Origin of the sequence: Nitrosomonas nitrosa, from assembly GCF_003051105.1 — a bacterium.
Taxonomy (GTDB): domain Bacteria; phylum Pseudomonadota; class Gammaproteobacteria; order Burkholderiales; family Nitrosomonadaceae; genus Nitrosomonas; species Nitrosomonas nitrosa.
Genome location: NZ_QAOO01000006.1, coordinates 126,476 through 142,969, shown reverse-complemented (window position 1 = coordinate 142,969; position 16,494 = coordinate 126,476). Strand labels below are relative to the sequence as shown.

Below are 16,494 nucleotides of genomic sequence, written 5' to 3'. Positions count from 1 at the left end.
CTGTTCATTACTATTTATTTCTTCACTTGTAACCATACTGTATCTAACCATTGAAAATAAGCCATTGATTGAAAGGAGTGCCAACATTGCACCCGAGCATATAGAACGTTTCAAGCACATCATTGATAAGCATCGCCGGGATGCTTATCCGGGGAAAATAACGATCGCCAACATTCTTCCAGAAGATATCGATATTGCCATCAACTATCTGACCCATCTTTTCGCCAATGGTCGTGCACAAACGTCATTGACAGATGGCGGGGCGCTCCTCCAGCTGACGTACCCCCTACCCAATGATTGGCTAAGTGGCTACCTAAATCTTGAGGTTGCTTTCACAGAAACCAATCATTTTCCTTCCCCACAGTCACTACGAATTGGAAATATTTTCATTCCAGAATTTCTGACACGTTTACTCACACAACAATTTCTTTATTGGTTACAACATAATTATTCGGAATTCAATGCGGGATTGGACATGCTTCAACATATCAGTATATCCCCGGAAGGTCTCAGCATTATTTATCGGTGGGATGGCGAGGTCTTTGAAAAAACGAGCGATTTAGCAAATGCGGTGCCAATAATTAACCAACAAGAGAGAGAAAGCGTGCTTCGCTACCATCTCATGTTAGTTAATAACGAGCACTTTAGAAATAGAACCGCCATTCCACTTTCTGAATACCTGACATCGGCAATGCAACTTGCCGCCCGTCGATCTACCAATGAGAACAACCCTGCAGAGGAAAATCGTGCTGCCATACTCGCGATAACATTTCATGTACTGGGCCTCCCTTTTAAGCTGCTTTCTCCCGAAACAAGCAATTGGCCTCATCCTGCCAGACTTAATATCACGCTTGATGGGCGAAGGGATTTTGCCAAGCATTTCATGGCATCGGCAGCCATCACAGCCTATGCGGACACAATACTTTCCGATGCGATTGGTATTTATAAAGAAATAGAAGATTCGCGTTCAGGTAGCGGCTTTTCGTTTAATGATATCGCCGCAAATCAAGCTGGCATACGCTTTGCCGAACAAGCAACTGCCAGCCCTGCCTCTGCGCACAGGCTGCAAGTGATGATGAGCTCAAATGCACTTAAAGATACTGATCTGATGCCCTATTGGTCTGATCTTCCTGAGCATTTGTCTGAATCAGAGTTTACTCGACGTTTTGGAGGAACCGACACTCTCCGCTATCAGCACATGATTAAAAAAATCGAACAACGCGTTAATGCACTTAAAATACTCAATTAAAGAAATTAGCTATATCACATCATCACTCTTGCATTAAGCGTTTCATGGTATCCAACAATACTTCATTACCTGGGTTCGCCTCGAGTGCAGAACGCCAAATTTTTTCAGCATCCTCTCTTGCACCTTTGGCCCAAAGCACTTCGCCCAAATGTGCAGCAATCTCTGGGTCAGGTCGAGATGCAAAGGCTAAATTCAAATAATTCAACCCTTCATTTAATTTTCCCATCCGGTAATAGACCCAACCTAAACTATCCATAATATAAGGATCATCAGGTGCTAGTTCGACTGCTTTCTTAATCAGTGCCAATGCTTCTGGTAAACGCAAACCACGCTCTGCCAGACTATAGCCTAATGCATTATAAGCATGTGCGTTATCCGGTCTCAGCTCAATTAACTTACGCAAATCCCTTTCCGTAATATCAAACATCCCGATTTTATCCGCTGCCAAAGCGCGATCGTATAGCAGATCAGGATGATCCGGGATCTTCGACAAACCTTTATCCAATAAATTGAAAACTTCATCATGAGCGTTTACTTCTCTCAGCAGTTGCGCTTCAGCCAGTATTAACTGCGCATATTGCTGATCATTCTCAGGGGACAATTGATGCAAATGATGACGTGCAGAACCTATCCCTTCTTTCCTAAGGAGTAAAACTGCGTAACGAATTTGAGCCAGCAAATATCGTTCACCCCCGCTGACTTGGCGGTAAAATTCCATTGCCTTTTCAGTTTGCTGGGTGACTTCATAAATACGTCCCAAATTAAAATAAATATTATCAGGGTCCTCATAACCCAAATCCAATGCCTTTTTAAAATTTTCCTCCGCCCCGGCGATATCATTCAATTCGAGCGATAATAGACCAACGGCAAGCGCTATATCAGCATTAAAGGGGTTCTCTACCATCAACTTCTCGAATTGATCTCGAGCCGAAGCGAAGTTTTTCTCTGACATCAGCATGCGAACGTAGGCAATGCGCATGTCATTTGCTTTAGGGTATTTTGCCAGGTAATTTTCATAAAAAGCCATTGCTTCAGCGTTAGCAATCTTCTGCAAGATACGGCCTTGATGAATTGCGGCTATCTCCCAGTCAGGACGCAAAGCTAATGCCCGCTTCATTGCTTTGAGCGCAAGCTCAAGCTGATTAGCAGCCCATGCAGCCTGAGAAACGGCAAAATGCGCTTCGGGCAAATCAGGATAAGGTGTTGCGAGTTGCCGCATCAGCTTTAATGTTGCATTTTTATCGCTATGGCGCGACAGCAGCCTGCTTAGATGCATAAAACCTTTATCAGCAGCACTCCTGTCTGAAGACAGTAATTTCTCAAGGTGCGGACGTGCCTTCTCTAATTTACCAATACTTACAAATAGCGCTGCTGCTGCCTGTCGTGCATTGATTGCATCAGGTTCCAGCTCGATCCACAAGACCACCGCCTGCTCCGCTTCATCAGACCGACGTGCACGCAGTGCGATATCGGTTGCGCGCTCTGCTATGCGGGGATCGCGCGTTTTCTTTGCAAGCCTCGTATAGCTTTCTACCGCGACATCGAGATTATCTCGTTGCAATGCCGTTTCACCGAGTAAAAAATCAAACAATATTTCACTCGTTAATTCCTGCTTGGGTACAAGAGACTGCCCTTTTTGAGTTTTTCCAGCGAAATCTGCACCCTGTGGGCCTTCAACCTTGGGAAGTTGCATACAGCCTGCCAGTGCAAGGAGTAACCATATCCAATACATTCTAAAATTCATCTAAATCGAGCCAATAAAAACATTAAGACTAACAAAAATAAAACCAGTTCTTATAGTACGGTATATTTAGCCAACTTGACACGTGCTGAATATCGTTTTTTCCCTGACAACAGGCGATTAATACTATTACACTGGAATTCAACAAACATACGAAGCTTGCCTTCAATCAAACGACTCCACCCCAAAGAGCGCGACATTTCACTCTGTTGCTGAGCCACGCGAAAAGGGGTTAGCGCCACTTGCAGGTGACTGGTTTTGGTTTTGCGAGAAAGGATTCGCCCCCGATGAAGCAGGGTTGCCAGAAAAAGGGTTGGTTGACGCAGTACCGGAAGTTCCTGACTGAGAGGAAGGGGATCGTTGCTTCCCGGTATCCGTAGTTGACTCAGCAGCATGAACGAACTTCCAATCCTTGTAGCTTTTAGCTTCTGAAAAAGCTGAGTATTGCTCAGGAAAATTGGCTCGTTTGATAGGCACCTTGGGTGACAGACTATAGATGCCTGTAATACCTGTTTCAGGCTGCTCGATCAATCCCCATTCCAAACTATTAGTCATGGGATCGTAAAATATTTTTCTTAGATGACGCTTGATCACCAAGGCACTTCGGTCCTCCAATAATTGTTCAAGTGACTCTGGATACCGTTTCGCTTTTCCGGTTGAGTGATTGTAATACGATTCGATCGCACGTCTAAATTGATCGCCCACAAATAAAAGTTCCACTTCCTTCTGCCGTTGAGATTCAATTTGCCACATCGGGCCAACACCTGCTAGCGTAACACCCGCCAGCGCAACTGCAAATAATGTCCATAGATAGATATAACCGCGCTCTTGGCAAGCGCCTCCTTCGCATATTACCATTTATCGTAAAACGTTCCGTCTAGCGCTTGTCTGTCTGAACTACTGCGCACATCATAGGTACCCTCTAACTCTTCGTCAGGAGGAGGCACTTCAATCCAAGTGAAAGCGCTGTCTGTCATCGGATCAATCGGAATAGCACGAATGTACCGTTCCTCCACCAATTGTTCCAAACTGGATGGATAAGCACCTGTATCCGCATAGAATTTATCGATAGCATCACGCATGATACTTAGATTTTGTCGTAGTACCGCTTCTTTGGCCCGATCGACCGAATTAAAATATCTTGGCGATACGATGCTCAGCAAGGTGGCAATAACAGCCATCACGACCAACAATTCGATGAGCGTAAACCCAGTTCGCCGGCGAATTTCTAATATACTCATTACCAGTGACTATAGGGCACGCCGTTTAACCCCACACGATCGGAACGCGAATAAACATCAAAAACATCATCTCCCTCTTCAGGATTGTCGGGCGGGCTCTCATAGCTACGCTTTCCCCAGGTATCGGCACTCGGCAAATCTTCATCGAAATCCGTTACCATTGGATCGCGAGGCAAACGCCGCAAAAAATAAATTGTGCTCTTTTTAGGATCTTTGATATTGGGCACCCCTTCCACCAAATCTTCCAACTTACGCGGATAACCTGATTCATCCGCTTTCTTTTCCACTAATCCCTCATCAGTAGCTTGTTTGTATGCATCAATAGCTGTACGAATTTGACGCAGAGCAAGGCGCAATTCTTGTTCCTTCTCGCGTTTGATTGCAATTTCACGAAAAGGCATAACAGCAGAAGCCAGTATCGCTACGATGGCCACGACAACCATTAACTCAACCAAGGTAAATCCATGACAAACCGATACTAATAATCCGGTATTTCTCTTTTGCATACTACTGAATTTCTATACTCACGGCGGGGGGTAAATTGACTTCTACGGGGTTGCCATTCTCATCTTGCGTCGCCATACTTTGAATTGCGATTTCGGTACTGCCAGGATTTGCACTAATTGCTTTGAAACGTATGACCGCCGTCATCCCACTTGGTTCTTCCCTGCCAAGCTTGATCGTGCGCGTTCCCGATTTCTCGCCACCATCCAGTACTTCAAGCATGTCTTTATCATAGGTCAGATTTAGCTCACTCGTTAAGCGAGTATTTTGAGTAACGAGTCTTACTGTAGCCGTAAATTCACGATCCATACCCACCGTAGACGGCGCCAACAAACTCAGTGTTGGCGTCGCCCCACTAGATTGTGCAGCCGCTGCAGCAAATGGGTTGGGTGCTAAATCCGCATCCTCAGATGGAAAAGCAGGCTGCGCTGCACCTCCAAAGACAGAACGAATATTGGATGCGGGGCCTGAAGGCGCCATAGCAAGCGATTGCGGCGCCGTTTTCCGAATGGTTACAGGTAGGCGACCTGCTGCGTTAGCCGTGCCAGAGTGAAATTCACTTTCCAGCTTGGTCGGTTGTGTAACATTACGCACAATCCGTGGCGTAACCAGCAAAACGACTTCCGTCCTTTCCCGATTAAAATTCTGGTTCGTGAATAATCTACCCAATACAGGCAAATCAATTAAACCCGGAATACCGGCAAAAGCCCGCCGATCGCTGTCCTGAATGAGACCTGCCAATATTTGTGTCTCACCATCCCTTGACGACAACAACGTCTCTGCACTGCGTGTGCCAATTCTAAAAGCGGTTGCATTGCCCTGCGTTTCTCTAGCGCCGAGCGTGCTCACTTCTAGTGAGACTTTTATGGATACTTCGCTGTTAAATGAAATAACGGGCTCGACCTCTAATTTCAGCCCCACATCAATGTAGGTGACATTCTGAGATACCACGCCGGTCGCTGTCGCATTCGATTGAAAAATAGGAATTCTATCGCCCAGAAGAATTTTTGCTTTCTCGCGATTTTTAACCCGTATACGCGGATTGGCAAGAATATCATTGACAGTAAGATTCTTTTTAAGATCAATAACAACTTGATTATTGACAGCAAAATGACTCAACCCAAATCCAATCTGATCCAATGCCACATTTGCAGCCCCAGCACCCGGCACACCACTGAAGGAGACACTCTGTGGCAATCTAGGCCCGAGATCCATGAGTCGATTGCGATTAATCTCCAGCACTTCGACATCCAGCATGACCTCTGGATCAGGAAAATCATTAATAGCGACCAGGCGCTCTACCAAACGTATCGCTTCCAACGTATCTCTTATCACGAAAAGGTTAAGTTTTTCATTAACGTAAATATCTTTTGCCTTGACCAACCCTCTAATCATCGCAACCATCTGCTTGACATCGGTATTCACCACATGAAAACTGCGCACCACCAGCTCTTGATATTCTTTTTGCTTGGCAGGCGTATCTGGATAAATCAACAGTGTATTGTTATTCAGAATCTTGTAAGCAAGCTGATTGGTCATTAACAACAATTTCAGTACGTCTTCTATCGGATTATCTCGCACAAAAATCGATGTTTTAGCTTCCTGCTGAACATTTCGGTCAAAAATAAAATTAATCCCTGCAGTACGCGAAATGAGCTCGAAGACAGATTTCAGGCTCGTATCGCGAAATTCCATGGTAATGGGATCATGAAAAGCCGAAACGAGCGCCAATCCAGGATCTTCAGTACGTACGATATATTCGTTAATCAGTTTGACTAACTGGCGCGCACCCTCATGTAACGGGTTTTCTTGCAAAACTGCTCTTACAGCGGCTTCCGCACCTTCCACATCATTTTGTGCAAGCAATTCCTTTGCCCGATTGATTATGCCTTGCTGATATCGTTCTAGGTTGAGCGCTTCCAAGCCTGCTTTTGCCCGTTCATTATGAGCGTTGATCTCCAGGACATGGCGATACTTTTGTTCGGCCAGATCGAGCTCTCCCGCCAATCGGTCATTTTCCGCATCGATCAACATTTGACCGATAATTGCCTCCCGCTCGCGTGTAAGGACTGCCCGAATCTCCTTGTTTTCAGGCTCTTCATAAGCTGCTTGTTCGAGTTTTTTCAAACCCGCATCCAATTGTCCCCGGGCAATCAATTGTTTACCCTCCGTAAACGCTTGGTTACGGGTAGAATAAGTCGCACAGCTCGTTAATAATGCCAGCAGCAAGATAGCGAAGACATTTCTGACTAATTTCATTAAAGCCTTCCACGGTTATCGTTATTGATAAAAAGCGTCTGTTTGATACCTAGCGGTAAATAAGTGAACTCGATCACATCGTCGCGTATACGATCGAGCCGGTAGTTAGCATCGATACGTTCACCTTCTTTGGCGACATAGTTATTTTCTGCAATAGAAAGAAACACGCTCGTTCGATTACCCTCAATCACTTTGCCAACGTACTTGAATTGCAGTGGAGGCGCTACCGGAGCGGGCGGTGGTGCAGCGACAGGGGGCGGCGTATTCTGTCTGGACGCAAAAAAAGACTGAGAAACACTCGCAATGGGCCGCTTCGGTTCCCAGGAAGCCGCCGCAAAGATATCATCCGCTTCTGCGCTAAAAGTTCGTTGCCCAAGTTGTTCTACAAGCAACGGTCCTGCATCACTTTTTTTACTACGCGCGTTAGCCGAATCGGATCGAGTAGGTAAAATCGGTTGTACTGTAACTTCCTCCAATTCGAGATCACTCTCTTCCAGCCCTATCACGGCAAGCAATGTTGCCAATAAAGCAACACCTAAAACCAATCGGCGAATGCGAGTCGCGCGCTTATCCATTTCAGTTGTGTAAATAAAGATTCATACTAAGACGAACATCCAGCTTCCCGGCTTTGATATCTTCACGTTTGATGATGACATCAACCAAAGCGATCGCTGGAACCGCTTCCAATGCATCAGCTATAAAAGCGCGTATTTGTGGATAGCTGCCACGCACAGGCAAAATCATCTCGTAGCGCACAAGTTTCGATTCTTTATCTTGTATTAATCGATATTCGCTACCAGTTAGCTCAACCCCCCTTTTCTTAGCTACCCTGTCTAACTCCTTGATCCAATAAGGTGATGAGTCGATATTAGGAAAGAAATCATAAAAAACCTGTAAAGCCTGATTATCATCCAGCCTAACGCTTTCACCAGATTTAAGGCGAGTTTGCTGCTGCAACGATGCGGCTTTTTTTGCAAGTTTCTCAAGCTCCTCATTTTGGGGTGAAATAGCCGCCATAAAAAAGACAAAGGCGAGCATGAGCAAGCCCGCGCCTATTTTTCCTATTGTTGTCAGCTTCGATGCTTGCCAGCGCGCCTGGACCAATAGTCTTTCTAAAGCAGATCGATCCATGCAGAAGTCAAAGTAAAGGCAAGGGGGCGATAGGGATTTTCTTGTTTCACTTTATAGCTAAGTAAATGTACGTTCTCAAAAATAGTCTCGCGCTCCATTGCTTCTACAAAATCAGTCAATCCCGCAAGATTTCTCGCTTCACCGGTGATTCGTATCGAACGACTGGCTATATTGGGCTGCACGGATAATAACGCAATATCTTTACTCATTGCATACTCCAGCGAGTCAAACAATGCTTCCCACGGCAAATTGATTTGCCTTAAAACCTCAGCAGCCTGTTTGAGCTCTTGCTGAGTTTCTTGAGTGACTCGCGCAATCGGTGTTCTGGGCGTTTTTCTATGTTGCTGCTGTTGCTCAAAACGCGCTATGCGCGATTCCCAATATGCGATTTCCTCCATGACCGATTTCATCTGATGAATACAAACGATCAGGGCAAAAATTCCCAATCCGAGCAATAGATAATCAACCGCACTGGTTCGCTGTCCCGCGTAAGGAAACTTAAGTTTTAGGCTATGCATAATCCGTTCTCCTTGCCAATATAGAAGGAAAATGTCGAGGTGCGGGTATTTTACTATTCGGCAAAAAGACAAACTGCCACTCTCGATCGGCCGGTAATGCCAAATTCGCATGTTCTGGCGCGCATAAATACACTCGTTCAACCGGCTCTCGATGACCGGATAAAATAACCTCTTGCTCAAGTGAAGCAAATAATTCGTCTTCTAGTGTGCGTACGACTCGTTGATTCCGGATTGACTGCCAATTACCATTGGAAATCAGAACAATGCACAATCTTCCCGGCTCAATGACAACAAACCATAATCGCTTATCGTCAAATGATGTACACCATTGATCGAAAGCTACAGTCAGGTAGGGTTCGATCTGCTTCAGCTTGATTCGATGACGCAATGAGAGCGCCTCCAGTGCTTGGTAAAGATCGCGCTCAATCGCTGCGCTCACCACTCCCTTATCTGGCCCTCCCTCACTCAAACTCACCATCCAATTTTCGACACGCTCTCCATATACTTCGCGCATATGGAAGTGAGCAAAAGCCAGCAATTCTGCAGGTTCCGTAATTTCCGGTTGAGGTGGAACAACCGCATAGCGCACGAAATGGTTTGAGAGCGTCACGGACATCTCCGCACCCGCCAAGCTTGATGAAGCATTTTCCATTTCCACCATTTGTTCCAACTGACGCAAAGTAGCATTCCATGCAACTGCATCCTGCTGAGAAACTGAATTGGTCGCTATTTTAGGCGATTGCTTGGGTTTTATTCCGCGGAATGTTCTGACCATATCCACTCGACCGGGTGCAAAAAAAATCTGAATTTGATCACGCCACAATCGTGACACGGTTAGCCTCCAACAAACTAGTTTGTCCTGCTTTTACCATCTCCAGAGCTGCTTCACGTAGAAACCGGGTACCGTTTTGTCGGGCAGCTTCTTTGATACGACGGATTGTCGCCTGTGCGATGATCAATTCTCGGATTTCGTCATTGAGCAACAAAATCTCAGCAATTGCACTCCGTCCTCGATAGCCACTCCCCCGGCATTGCCCGCATCCTTTGCCAACCCGAAACTGATAATTTGCTGTCTCTTCAAGGGGGATACCCGATTCGGCAATTAATTGATCATCCGGTTGCTCTTCAACAACGCAATGAGGACACAACTGGCGAACCAGCCGCTGCGCAACGATACCGTTCAGCGCTGAAACGAAACTATAGGGATCGACACCCATATGAGAAAATCTACCGATCACGTCAAAAACGTTATTGGCGTGCACCGTGGTAAATACCAAGTGGCCAGTCAACGCTGCCTGGATAGCAATTTGCGCTGTTTCGGCATCACGGATTTCACCCACCATAATTTTATCGGGATCATGCCGCAAAATTGAACGTAAGCCGCGTGCAAAAGTGAGGCCTTTTTTTTCGTTGACAGGGATCTGCAGCACCCCTGGCAACTGATATTCGATAGGATCCTCAATGGTGATAATTTTGTCATCACCACGATTCACTTCCGAGATAGCCGCATATAGTGAAGTGGTCTTGCCACTTCCCGTCGGTCCAGTCACCAGCAACATACCATAAGGCTCCGAACTCAACCGGCGTATACTGGCAATGGCTGATTGGCCGAAGCCAAGCTGATTGAGCGTTAATCCTTCAACATGATCAGTGAGCGCTTGACGGTCAAGAATCCGCAGTACCGCATCTTCACCAAAAATACTTGGCATAATCGAGACGCGGAAATCAATTTCTCGCCCTTGAATCGAAACTTTGAAGCGGCCATCCTGCGGAATACGGCGCTCGGCAATATCAAGATCGGACATGACCTTAATTCGCGAAATAACCTGTTCCGCCAAATCAGCGCCCTGCATGACCCCGATCATGGTCAATACACCATCGATCCGATACTTAATCGCCAGCGCACCAGGTACAGTTTCTAGATGAATATCACTGGCTTGCGATTTATGCGCATCATATAAAGTGGAATGCACCAGCCTGACGACTTTACTCGTTCCTTCATGAATTGTCTTTAATGACAGATCTTCGATGCCTGCCTCTGTCATTCCATATTGCTCAGTCGGCAAAACATTGTCCATCGCCCGCATGTTTTTTTCCTGCTGAGTAAAGAAAGCAGATAAATCAGCCGGATGGACCAGATACCATGTCGCACTCACTGGAATATACTCATCTGCCCATGCGTACAAATAAGATTTGAAAGGGTCAGATACTGCGAGTATGTATTCATGCGCTCTTCGAAATAGCGCACACTCCTGTTTGACCGCTTCTGCAAACGACAAAATATCGAAAGCTGGCTGCAACTCGTGTAAATCTTCCATTTTTAGCACGGGCATCCGCAACAACTGACCCAACTCTTCGATCAATTCATTGGGTGAGTAATTGCCAATATCTTCCAGTATCTTGATGACAGGCGCTTTCTGGATCACAGCCTGCTGACGCGCCTGTGCAAGCTGCTGTAAATCAATCACAGGTTTTGTTGATGACGGTAAGCTAGCTTCGATCAATTGATACTTCCCGCTAGTTCAAAAATAGGCATATACATCAAAATGATGATACCACCGATCACGGTACCGATAACTGCCATCAATAATGGCTCGACCAGTTTAGTCATCCATTCGACCCAACGGGCGATTTCTTCATCATGGAAATTGCCGATACGCTCCATCATTTCTCCCATGAGACCCGTTCGTTCACCTACCCGTAGCATCCGGTTACCGACTGCCGTTGTCAGCTCAGCAATTTGCATGGCGCTGGAAATGGTTTTACCTTCACGAATAAGGGTTGCCGCCATGATGACCCGCGGCCGGAAATGAGCTTGTAAAAGATCGCTTACCATTTCCAGCGCTTTCGTTATCGGAATACCGCCACGCTGCAGCATCCCCAGCGTTTTATAGAAGCGCGCAAGCTGATAAATCCGCATGCGCTCGCCGATTGCCGGAATTCGCCATAAACCTTGCAGCAGTCGGGCACGAAACGCAGCACGTGTAAACCCATACACAAGTAATGAAAAAATTACAGCCGCACTTCCAGCTAACATCCAGCCACTTTCATGCACTAGCCGCCCCCATTTGATCAACATGAGCGACATCCAAGGTAAATCTGCACCGATATCTTCATAAATGGCGCTGAACTTAGGTACCACGAAAAGTAACAAAAAAACGGATACCAGCATTCCAAGCACTAACAACAACACCGGATAAATGGAAGCGCCTACCATTTTTTTCCGCGCCAAATCCATTTGCGTCTGATAAGCGATAAACCGCGTCAGGGCTTCGGTTAAATCACCTGTTCGCTCACTTGCTCTGATCGTTGCGATATAAAGTGGGGGAAATGCTTGAGGATATGCTTCCAGCGCATGCGAGAATGTCATCCCCTCGTATAAGCGCGCAAGCATTTCTTCTATGATCTTACGCACCCCGCCATCTTCTTCTTTTTCAATGAGCGTTTCGATGCTTTCTACCAAGCTCAGACCTGCCGTTAAAAGAGAAAGGAGTTCATGGCTGAAATGGGTGAGCGGGAAACGTGTTCTAGATCTAGGCAACCAACCCGCGAAGTTTCGCTGGATGCTCAATACCATCCCGCCCTGGGCAGCAATCTGGCTGCGTACCTCCTCTTCGTTGGCCGCATCCAACTGCAGCAGCACTGTGCCTTGTTTAGCGAGTACTGCTTTTACGGTATAACGCATCACTGTTTACCAATTAGTGATATCGGCAGCTTCTCCCGCACCTCCCGGTTGACCGTCTTTGCCTAATGAAAACAGATCGAACTCTGCTTGCTCACCCGGGTATCTATATTGATAAGGCCGCCCCCAAGGATCGGCAGGAGGTGTTTTACCGAGATAGGGACCTTGCCATTTCGGCTCGTTGCCCGGGCGCGCGACCAACGCATTGAGCCCCTGCTCGGTTGTGGGATAACTTCCCACATCCAAACGATACTGATGTAATGCTTTTTCAAGCGAATCAATCTGAGCTTGCGCCATCTTGACTTCTGATTTTCCTACCTGTGAAAAATATCTAGGACCCACATAAGCGGCCAACAACCCGATGATGACCATCACCACCAGTAATTCAAGCAACGTAAATCCACGCTCTGCATTTACGTGTAACTGCGCACAGCAACGCTCCATTTTCAACCTCTCAACAAATATACTTTTGGGATTTGTGAAACACACTCGCAGCATTCATGATATGCCATTCAGGAATTCATGGCGTAGTGATTTATAGGAAAATCATACTGCTTTTATAATTTCCCCATCTTGACTATTAATCATGGTAAGGCGTCACTCGTATCGGGTCAAGCTTTGGCAAGCAATCAATCCTCTCCCCAAAAAAAGAAATGCTAACCAACACGCTCTCGATAGAGGTTTGCTTTATCCAAGACATTGTATATCTTACGGTTCACCGATGACATCACCTAGAAATTGATGCGGACCCCCAATGCAAATTCACGCCCTCTTCTGAATTCGCGGGTGACTTCATCACCTTGTTTCACGACAAATTTATCATCCATTAAATTCCTCATGGTCAAGCGCATGGATAGCCACTTATTGACATTCTGGCTTAGCACGAAATCAAGTTGATTGAAGGGCTGTTCAAATTTGTCGGGTGCGCCGAGCAACCCCACCGATTCGATACGCTGACTAGCCACATTATATAAGAGCGTAGCCTGTGTTCCCCACTGTGGGTTGTCATAGCCCAGTTGAAAATTGATGATATGCCTCGAATGCCCCTGTAGCGGTCTATTGGCTGTAGTCTGAGCTTGTAGATTTTGCTCGTTGAGCTGAACGCTTGAAGTTGACCAAGTATAGTTACCGCCGATCGTAAAATGCTCGAGCCGCGGGTGAATAAACCCTAGATTTTTTATTAATTCGAATTCCGCCCCATATACACGCGCCTTATCTGCGTTCTGAAAAGTCAGTAACCCCGCGTTGCCCGGCACGGCGACCACTTCGATCGGGAGCGTTAAATCTTTCCAAAAAAAGCCGGCCAGCACCGTCTCGTTCGGTGACAGATAATATTCCCAACGTGCATCGTAACTAGTAATAGCAGTCTGCTTCAGATCTGGATTACCGATAGTCTCCTGATTGGTGTTCTGGTCCGTAAAAGGCGCAGGTGACAACTCCCTGAAATCCGGCCTGGAAATCGTCTGACTAAACCCTGTCCTGAATTGCTGTTTTTCTGAGATCGACCAGGTTGCAGATACGGAGGGTAGCATATCGATTCGGTTGATTTTTGAAACAATGGGCGCATTCATATTGGCCACCGATTGAAATGTTTCCACACGCTGATTATTATCTTCCCAGCGTAAGCCACCCGATATTCTGAGTGTTTCGAAGAAATTGGCATCCAACTTGCCATAGTAAGAAAACAAATCCTGTGTTGCAGTAAAACTATCGGTGGGGCGGGTCGTATCGCGAATCTGGAAACCATTCGGGCCAATATAGGCTGGTTGTAAAATGGACTCCAGTGATGGCAAGGCAAGGATAGCCGGATTTCTCGCATCTGGCCCGACAGGGATATAGGTGAAACGCTGAATACTGGAAACTCGCGATTTATTTTGGGTTATAAAGCCACTTTCTACCGAAAATTTATAGTCGGGTGAAAACTCTATTGGTAGCTTGACATCGGTACGCCAGCTTTGATCCTTATCTTTTAGATCTGCAAACAAAGTCTGGTTACTGTCAGATCGTCTGGAGAACGCAAAAGCATCCCCGCCCGGGCTGATCTGATCAAACCGATAATCGCGCATTTTAGGCTCTTCTCTATCTGCCGTTGCATTGGTATACAACCAATCGACTTTTAAATTTTTTGCCCAATCAAAAACATGCGATCCCCCAAATTGATGCATCAGCAATTGATTGGAAAAGAATCTAAGACGTGTTCTTCGAATATCCGTCAACTCAGTGTCAGTGAACCCCTGAGCAATCCTTGCTTCATCGATCGATTGGCGCAGAAACATATTTTTAGTAAACAATCGGTGGTTATCCTTGTATTCAATATCGGCCGCGAAGTAACCATTCAACTGTATCTCCTGCATCGATCTTCTAAGATTGAACTCCTGTATTTTAGTCAGTGCATTATCTTCTCTATTGGTGGAGATGAATGCACGGTTGATTTCATTCTGATTCCTGAATTCACTACGCCAGCCGGCGGCGGCAATATAGCCTGCCCTAAAATCACCTAATTCGAACACATCGCCCATCGACGCCTGGATATTGCCGTTAGGTGTACCGCTCTTTTGCTTGACATCCCAGTTATCTGACAGATCCTCCCCCAATCTTTCAAGCTCGGCAGGCGTCAACCCTTTCGGATTAAAAATCGTTTTCGTATCGATCCGCGCTCCTCCCGCGGTAACATCGGCAATCGAGTCTGGTATAGCGCGCGTGCCATCATCAAAGCCAAGAAAATCCAGATCGCCCCCTTTATAAGACAACGATTTGGCAAAGGTTGAACCATCGATCACGCCAATCTGTGCATTAAGGTTAAAGAAAAATTCATCCGGAATACCCCTAGTGCGCAGCTCGATGGTTCCACCCGCAAATTCACCAGGGCGATCGGGCGAATAGGTTTTCTGTACCAGCACACTTTCTAGTACGCTGGTTGGGAACAGATCCAGCGGCACCACCCGGCGCGTGGGATCAGGACTTGGAATCGCGGCACCATTTACCAGAGTCGAAGAAAATCGTTCCCCCAAGCCACGAATGAACACGAACTGCCCACCCACCAACGTCAACCCAGAAGCCCTTCTCAATGCGGAGGCCACATCGGAATCCCCGCTTCGGCTAAATTGCTCAGCGCTCATGATCGTGGCAACCTCTGCAGATGTTTTTTGCTCCTCGATCACTGCTGTCAAAGTACCTGCCAGATGGGGCTCCAGTACGACATATTCCGCCAGCTCGACACCCGCCGGAGTTAAACTGAAAGACAGTTCAGTCAATTCATCCTTATCTATTTCCACATCGTCTCGCGTCTGGCTATTGTAGGCCGCATGCAATAAAGAAACACTGTATTTGCCTACCGGAACATTGATCTGCACTCGGCCTTGCTCGTCCGTTCTTAATCGTTGATTCAGACCACTGATGAAAATCTGTACATCCTTTACCGGTTTTTGTGTTTCTGCCGACACGACTTGCGCGGATATCGTCCCCTCCCCCACTAATTCAACAGCAGGAATGGGCGACTCCGCTCCCGCCAGAATACCGGCTTCCGAACTTTCGATATTGAGCAACGGGCTTCTGTCATCAGGATAAAACGTCACTAAAATTTGCACATCTTCCGCCGGCCGCAACGGCAAATCAAACTCAAACAGCTGGTTCTTTAAGGTTCTAATACGAACCTGATAGTTTCCTGGCGGCAGCCTACCGGCAATACTGCCATTGGTGTTAGTGGTGATAGGCGCTCCATCACTTGCACGCCAAATATATGAAGTGGCGCTGCTATCGATAAAACGCGCATCGGCCCTGATAGGCTGATCACTGCTTATCAAAATCTCTGCATCTGCTACCGGCAATCCTTCCTGAAACAAATTTATTGAAAATTTTGCGTTATCGCTTCTTGCCCAAATCGAATCGGTTACCGCGAACGCAAAAATAAAGAAAATAACAGCATTAATAAATTGCCTCATTATCAACTCGTATCTTGATTACTAGCAGAGGTATGAAAAGTGTTTACAGCTCTCCATCAGCACATACAGATAAAATGCCAATGTGATATTTATCATTAAAGTTTGGAGAAGATCATCAATTGCGGGCTAAACACCCCAGGTGATCGAAAGTGCTCAGATACTACTTAAGAAATATGAAGAGAATGTGACAGACAATAAAAATGTCATGTAAAAAGCACCCCGCTTTCT

At 46.3% G+C, this 16,494-nt stretch carries 13 protein-coding genes and 1 pseudogene; 1 reads left to right on the top strand and 13 read right to left on the bottom strand.

From position 1 onward, the window contains the following. Positions 1–64: 64 nt before the first annotated feature. Positions 65–1,249: a YfiM family lipoprotein gene (locus C8R30_RS04855; RefSeq protein ID WP_146162678.1), complete on the top strand. Its 1,185-nt coding sequence runs from the start codon at positions 65–67 to the stop codon at positions 1,247–1,249. A 22-nt stretch (positions 1,250–1,271) separates the two neighbouring features. Here the strand turns inward: C8R30_RS04855 and C8R30_RS04850 are convergent, their stop codons facing one another. The 13 genes and pseudogenes from C8R30_RS04850 to C8R30_RS04790 all read right to left on the bottom strand — a co-directional run. After that, a complete protein-coding gene (locus tag C8R30_RS04850; RefSeq protein ID WP_244888089.1) occupies positions 1,272–2,981 on the bottom strand; it encodes a tetratricopeptide repeat protein in 1,710 nt (569 codons plus the stop codon). Between the two features lie 210 nt (positions 2,982–3,191). Continuing rightward, the gene (locus tag C8R30_RS04845) at positions 3,192–3,848 is read right to left on the bottom strand and encodes a type II secretion system protein (protein ID WP_107783381.1); all 657 of its coding nucleotides are present in this window, start codon (positions 3,846–3,848) and stop codon (positions 3,192–3,194) included. Next, complete coding sequence (locus C8R30_RS04840) at positions 3,842–4,231, bottom strand: type II secretion system protein (RefSeq protein ID WP_090671433.1); 390 nt, start codon at positions 4,229–4,231, stop codon at positions 3,842–3,844. Before C8R30_RS04840 ends, C8R30_RS04845 begins: the two co-directional genes overlap by 7 nt. After that, the gene (locus tag C8R30_RS04835; RefSeq protein ID WP_090671430.1) at positions 4,231–4,737 is read right to left on the bottom strand and encodes a type II secretion system protein; all 507 of its coding nucleotides are present in this window, start codon (positions 4,735–4,737) and stop codon (positions 4,231–4,233) included. Before C8R30_RS04835 ends, C8R30_RS04840 begins: the two co-directional genes overlap by 1 nt. 1 nt (position 4,738) lies before the next feature. Further along, a complete protein-coding gene (locus tag C8R30_RS04830; RefSeq protein ID WP_107789671.1) occupies positions 4,739–6,994 on the bottom strand; it encodes a secretin and TonB N-terminal domain-containing protein in 2,256 nt (751 codons plus the stop codon). After that, positions 6,994–7,569: a hypothetical protein gene (locus C8R30_RS04825; RefSeq protein WP_107789670.1), complete on the bottom strand. Its 576-nt coding sequence runs from the start codon at positions 7,567–7,569 to the stop codon at positions 6,994–6,996. The genes C8R30_RS04830 and C8R30_RS04825 overlap by 1 nt, the downstream gene beginning before the upstream one ends. 1 nt (position 7,570) lies before the next feature. Beyond that, complete coding sequence (locus C8R30_RS04820) at positions 7,571–8,125, bottom strand: hypothetical protein (RefSeq protein WP_107789669.1); 555 nt, start codon at positions 8,123–8,125, stop codon at positions 7,571–7,573. After that, positions 8,107–8,643 (bottom strand): PilN domain-containing protein, encoded by a 537-nt coding sequence (locus C8R30_RS04815; RefSeq protein WP_107783379.1) that lies wholly within the window; start codon positions 8,641–8,643, stop codon positions 8,107–8,109. The genes C8R30_RS04820 and C8R30_RS04815 overlap by 19 nt, the downstream gene beginning before the upstream one ends. After that, positions 8,636–9,475, bottom strand: coding sequence for a hypothetical protein (locus C8R30_RS04810; RefSeq protein ID WP_258191935.1), 840 nt, complete (start codon positions 9,473–9,475; stop codon positions 8,636–8,638). The genes C8R30_RS04815 and C8R30_RS04810 overlap by 8 nt, the downstream gene beginning before the upstream one ends. Next, complete coding sequence (locus tag C8R30_RS04805; RefSeq protein ID WP_107789668.1) at positions 9,456–11,147, bottom strand: GspE/PulE family protein; 1,692 nt, start codon at positions 11,145–11,147, stop codon at positions 9,456–9,458. The genes C8R30_RS04810 and C8R30_RS04805 overlap by 20 nt, the downstream gene beginning before the upstream one ends. Beyond that, on the bottom strand, positions 11,144–12,328 hold the full coding sequence (locus C8R30_RS04800; protein ID WP_090671409.1) for a type II secretion system F family protein: 1,185 nt from the start codon (positions 12,326–12,328) through the stop codon (positions 11,144–11,146). Before C8R30_RS04800 ends, C8R30_RS04805 begins: the two co-directional genes overlap by 4 nt. 6 nt (positions 12,329–12,334) lie before the next feature. Then, a complete protein-coding gene (gene gspG / locus C8R30_RS04795) occupies positions 12,335–12,769 on the bottom strand; it encodes a type II secretion system major pseudopilin GspG (RefSeq protein ID WP_090671406.1) in 435 nt (144 codons plus the stop codon). A 395-nt stretch (positions 12,770–13,164) separates the two neighbouring features. Next, a pseudogene (locus tag C8R30_RS04790) lies at positions 13,165–16,266 on the bottom strand (TonB-dependent receptor domain-containing protein); the annotation flags it as partial. Positions 16,267–16,494: the final 228 nt, after the last annotated feature.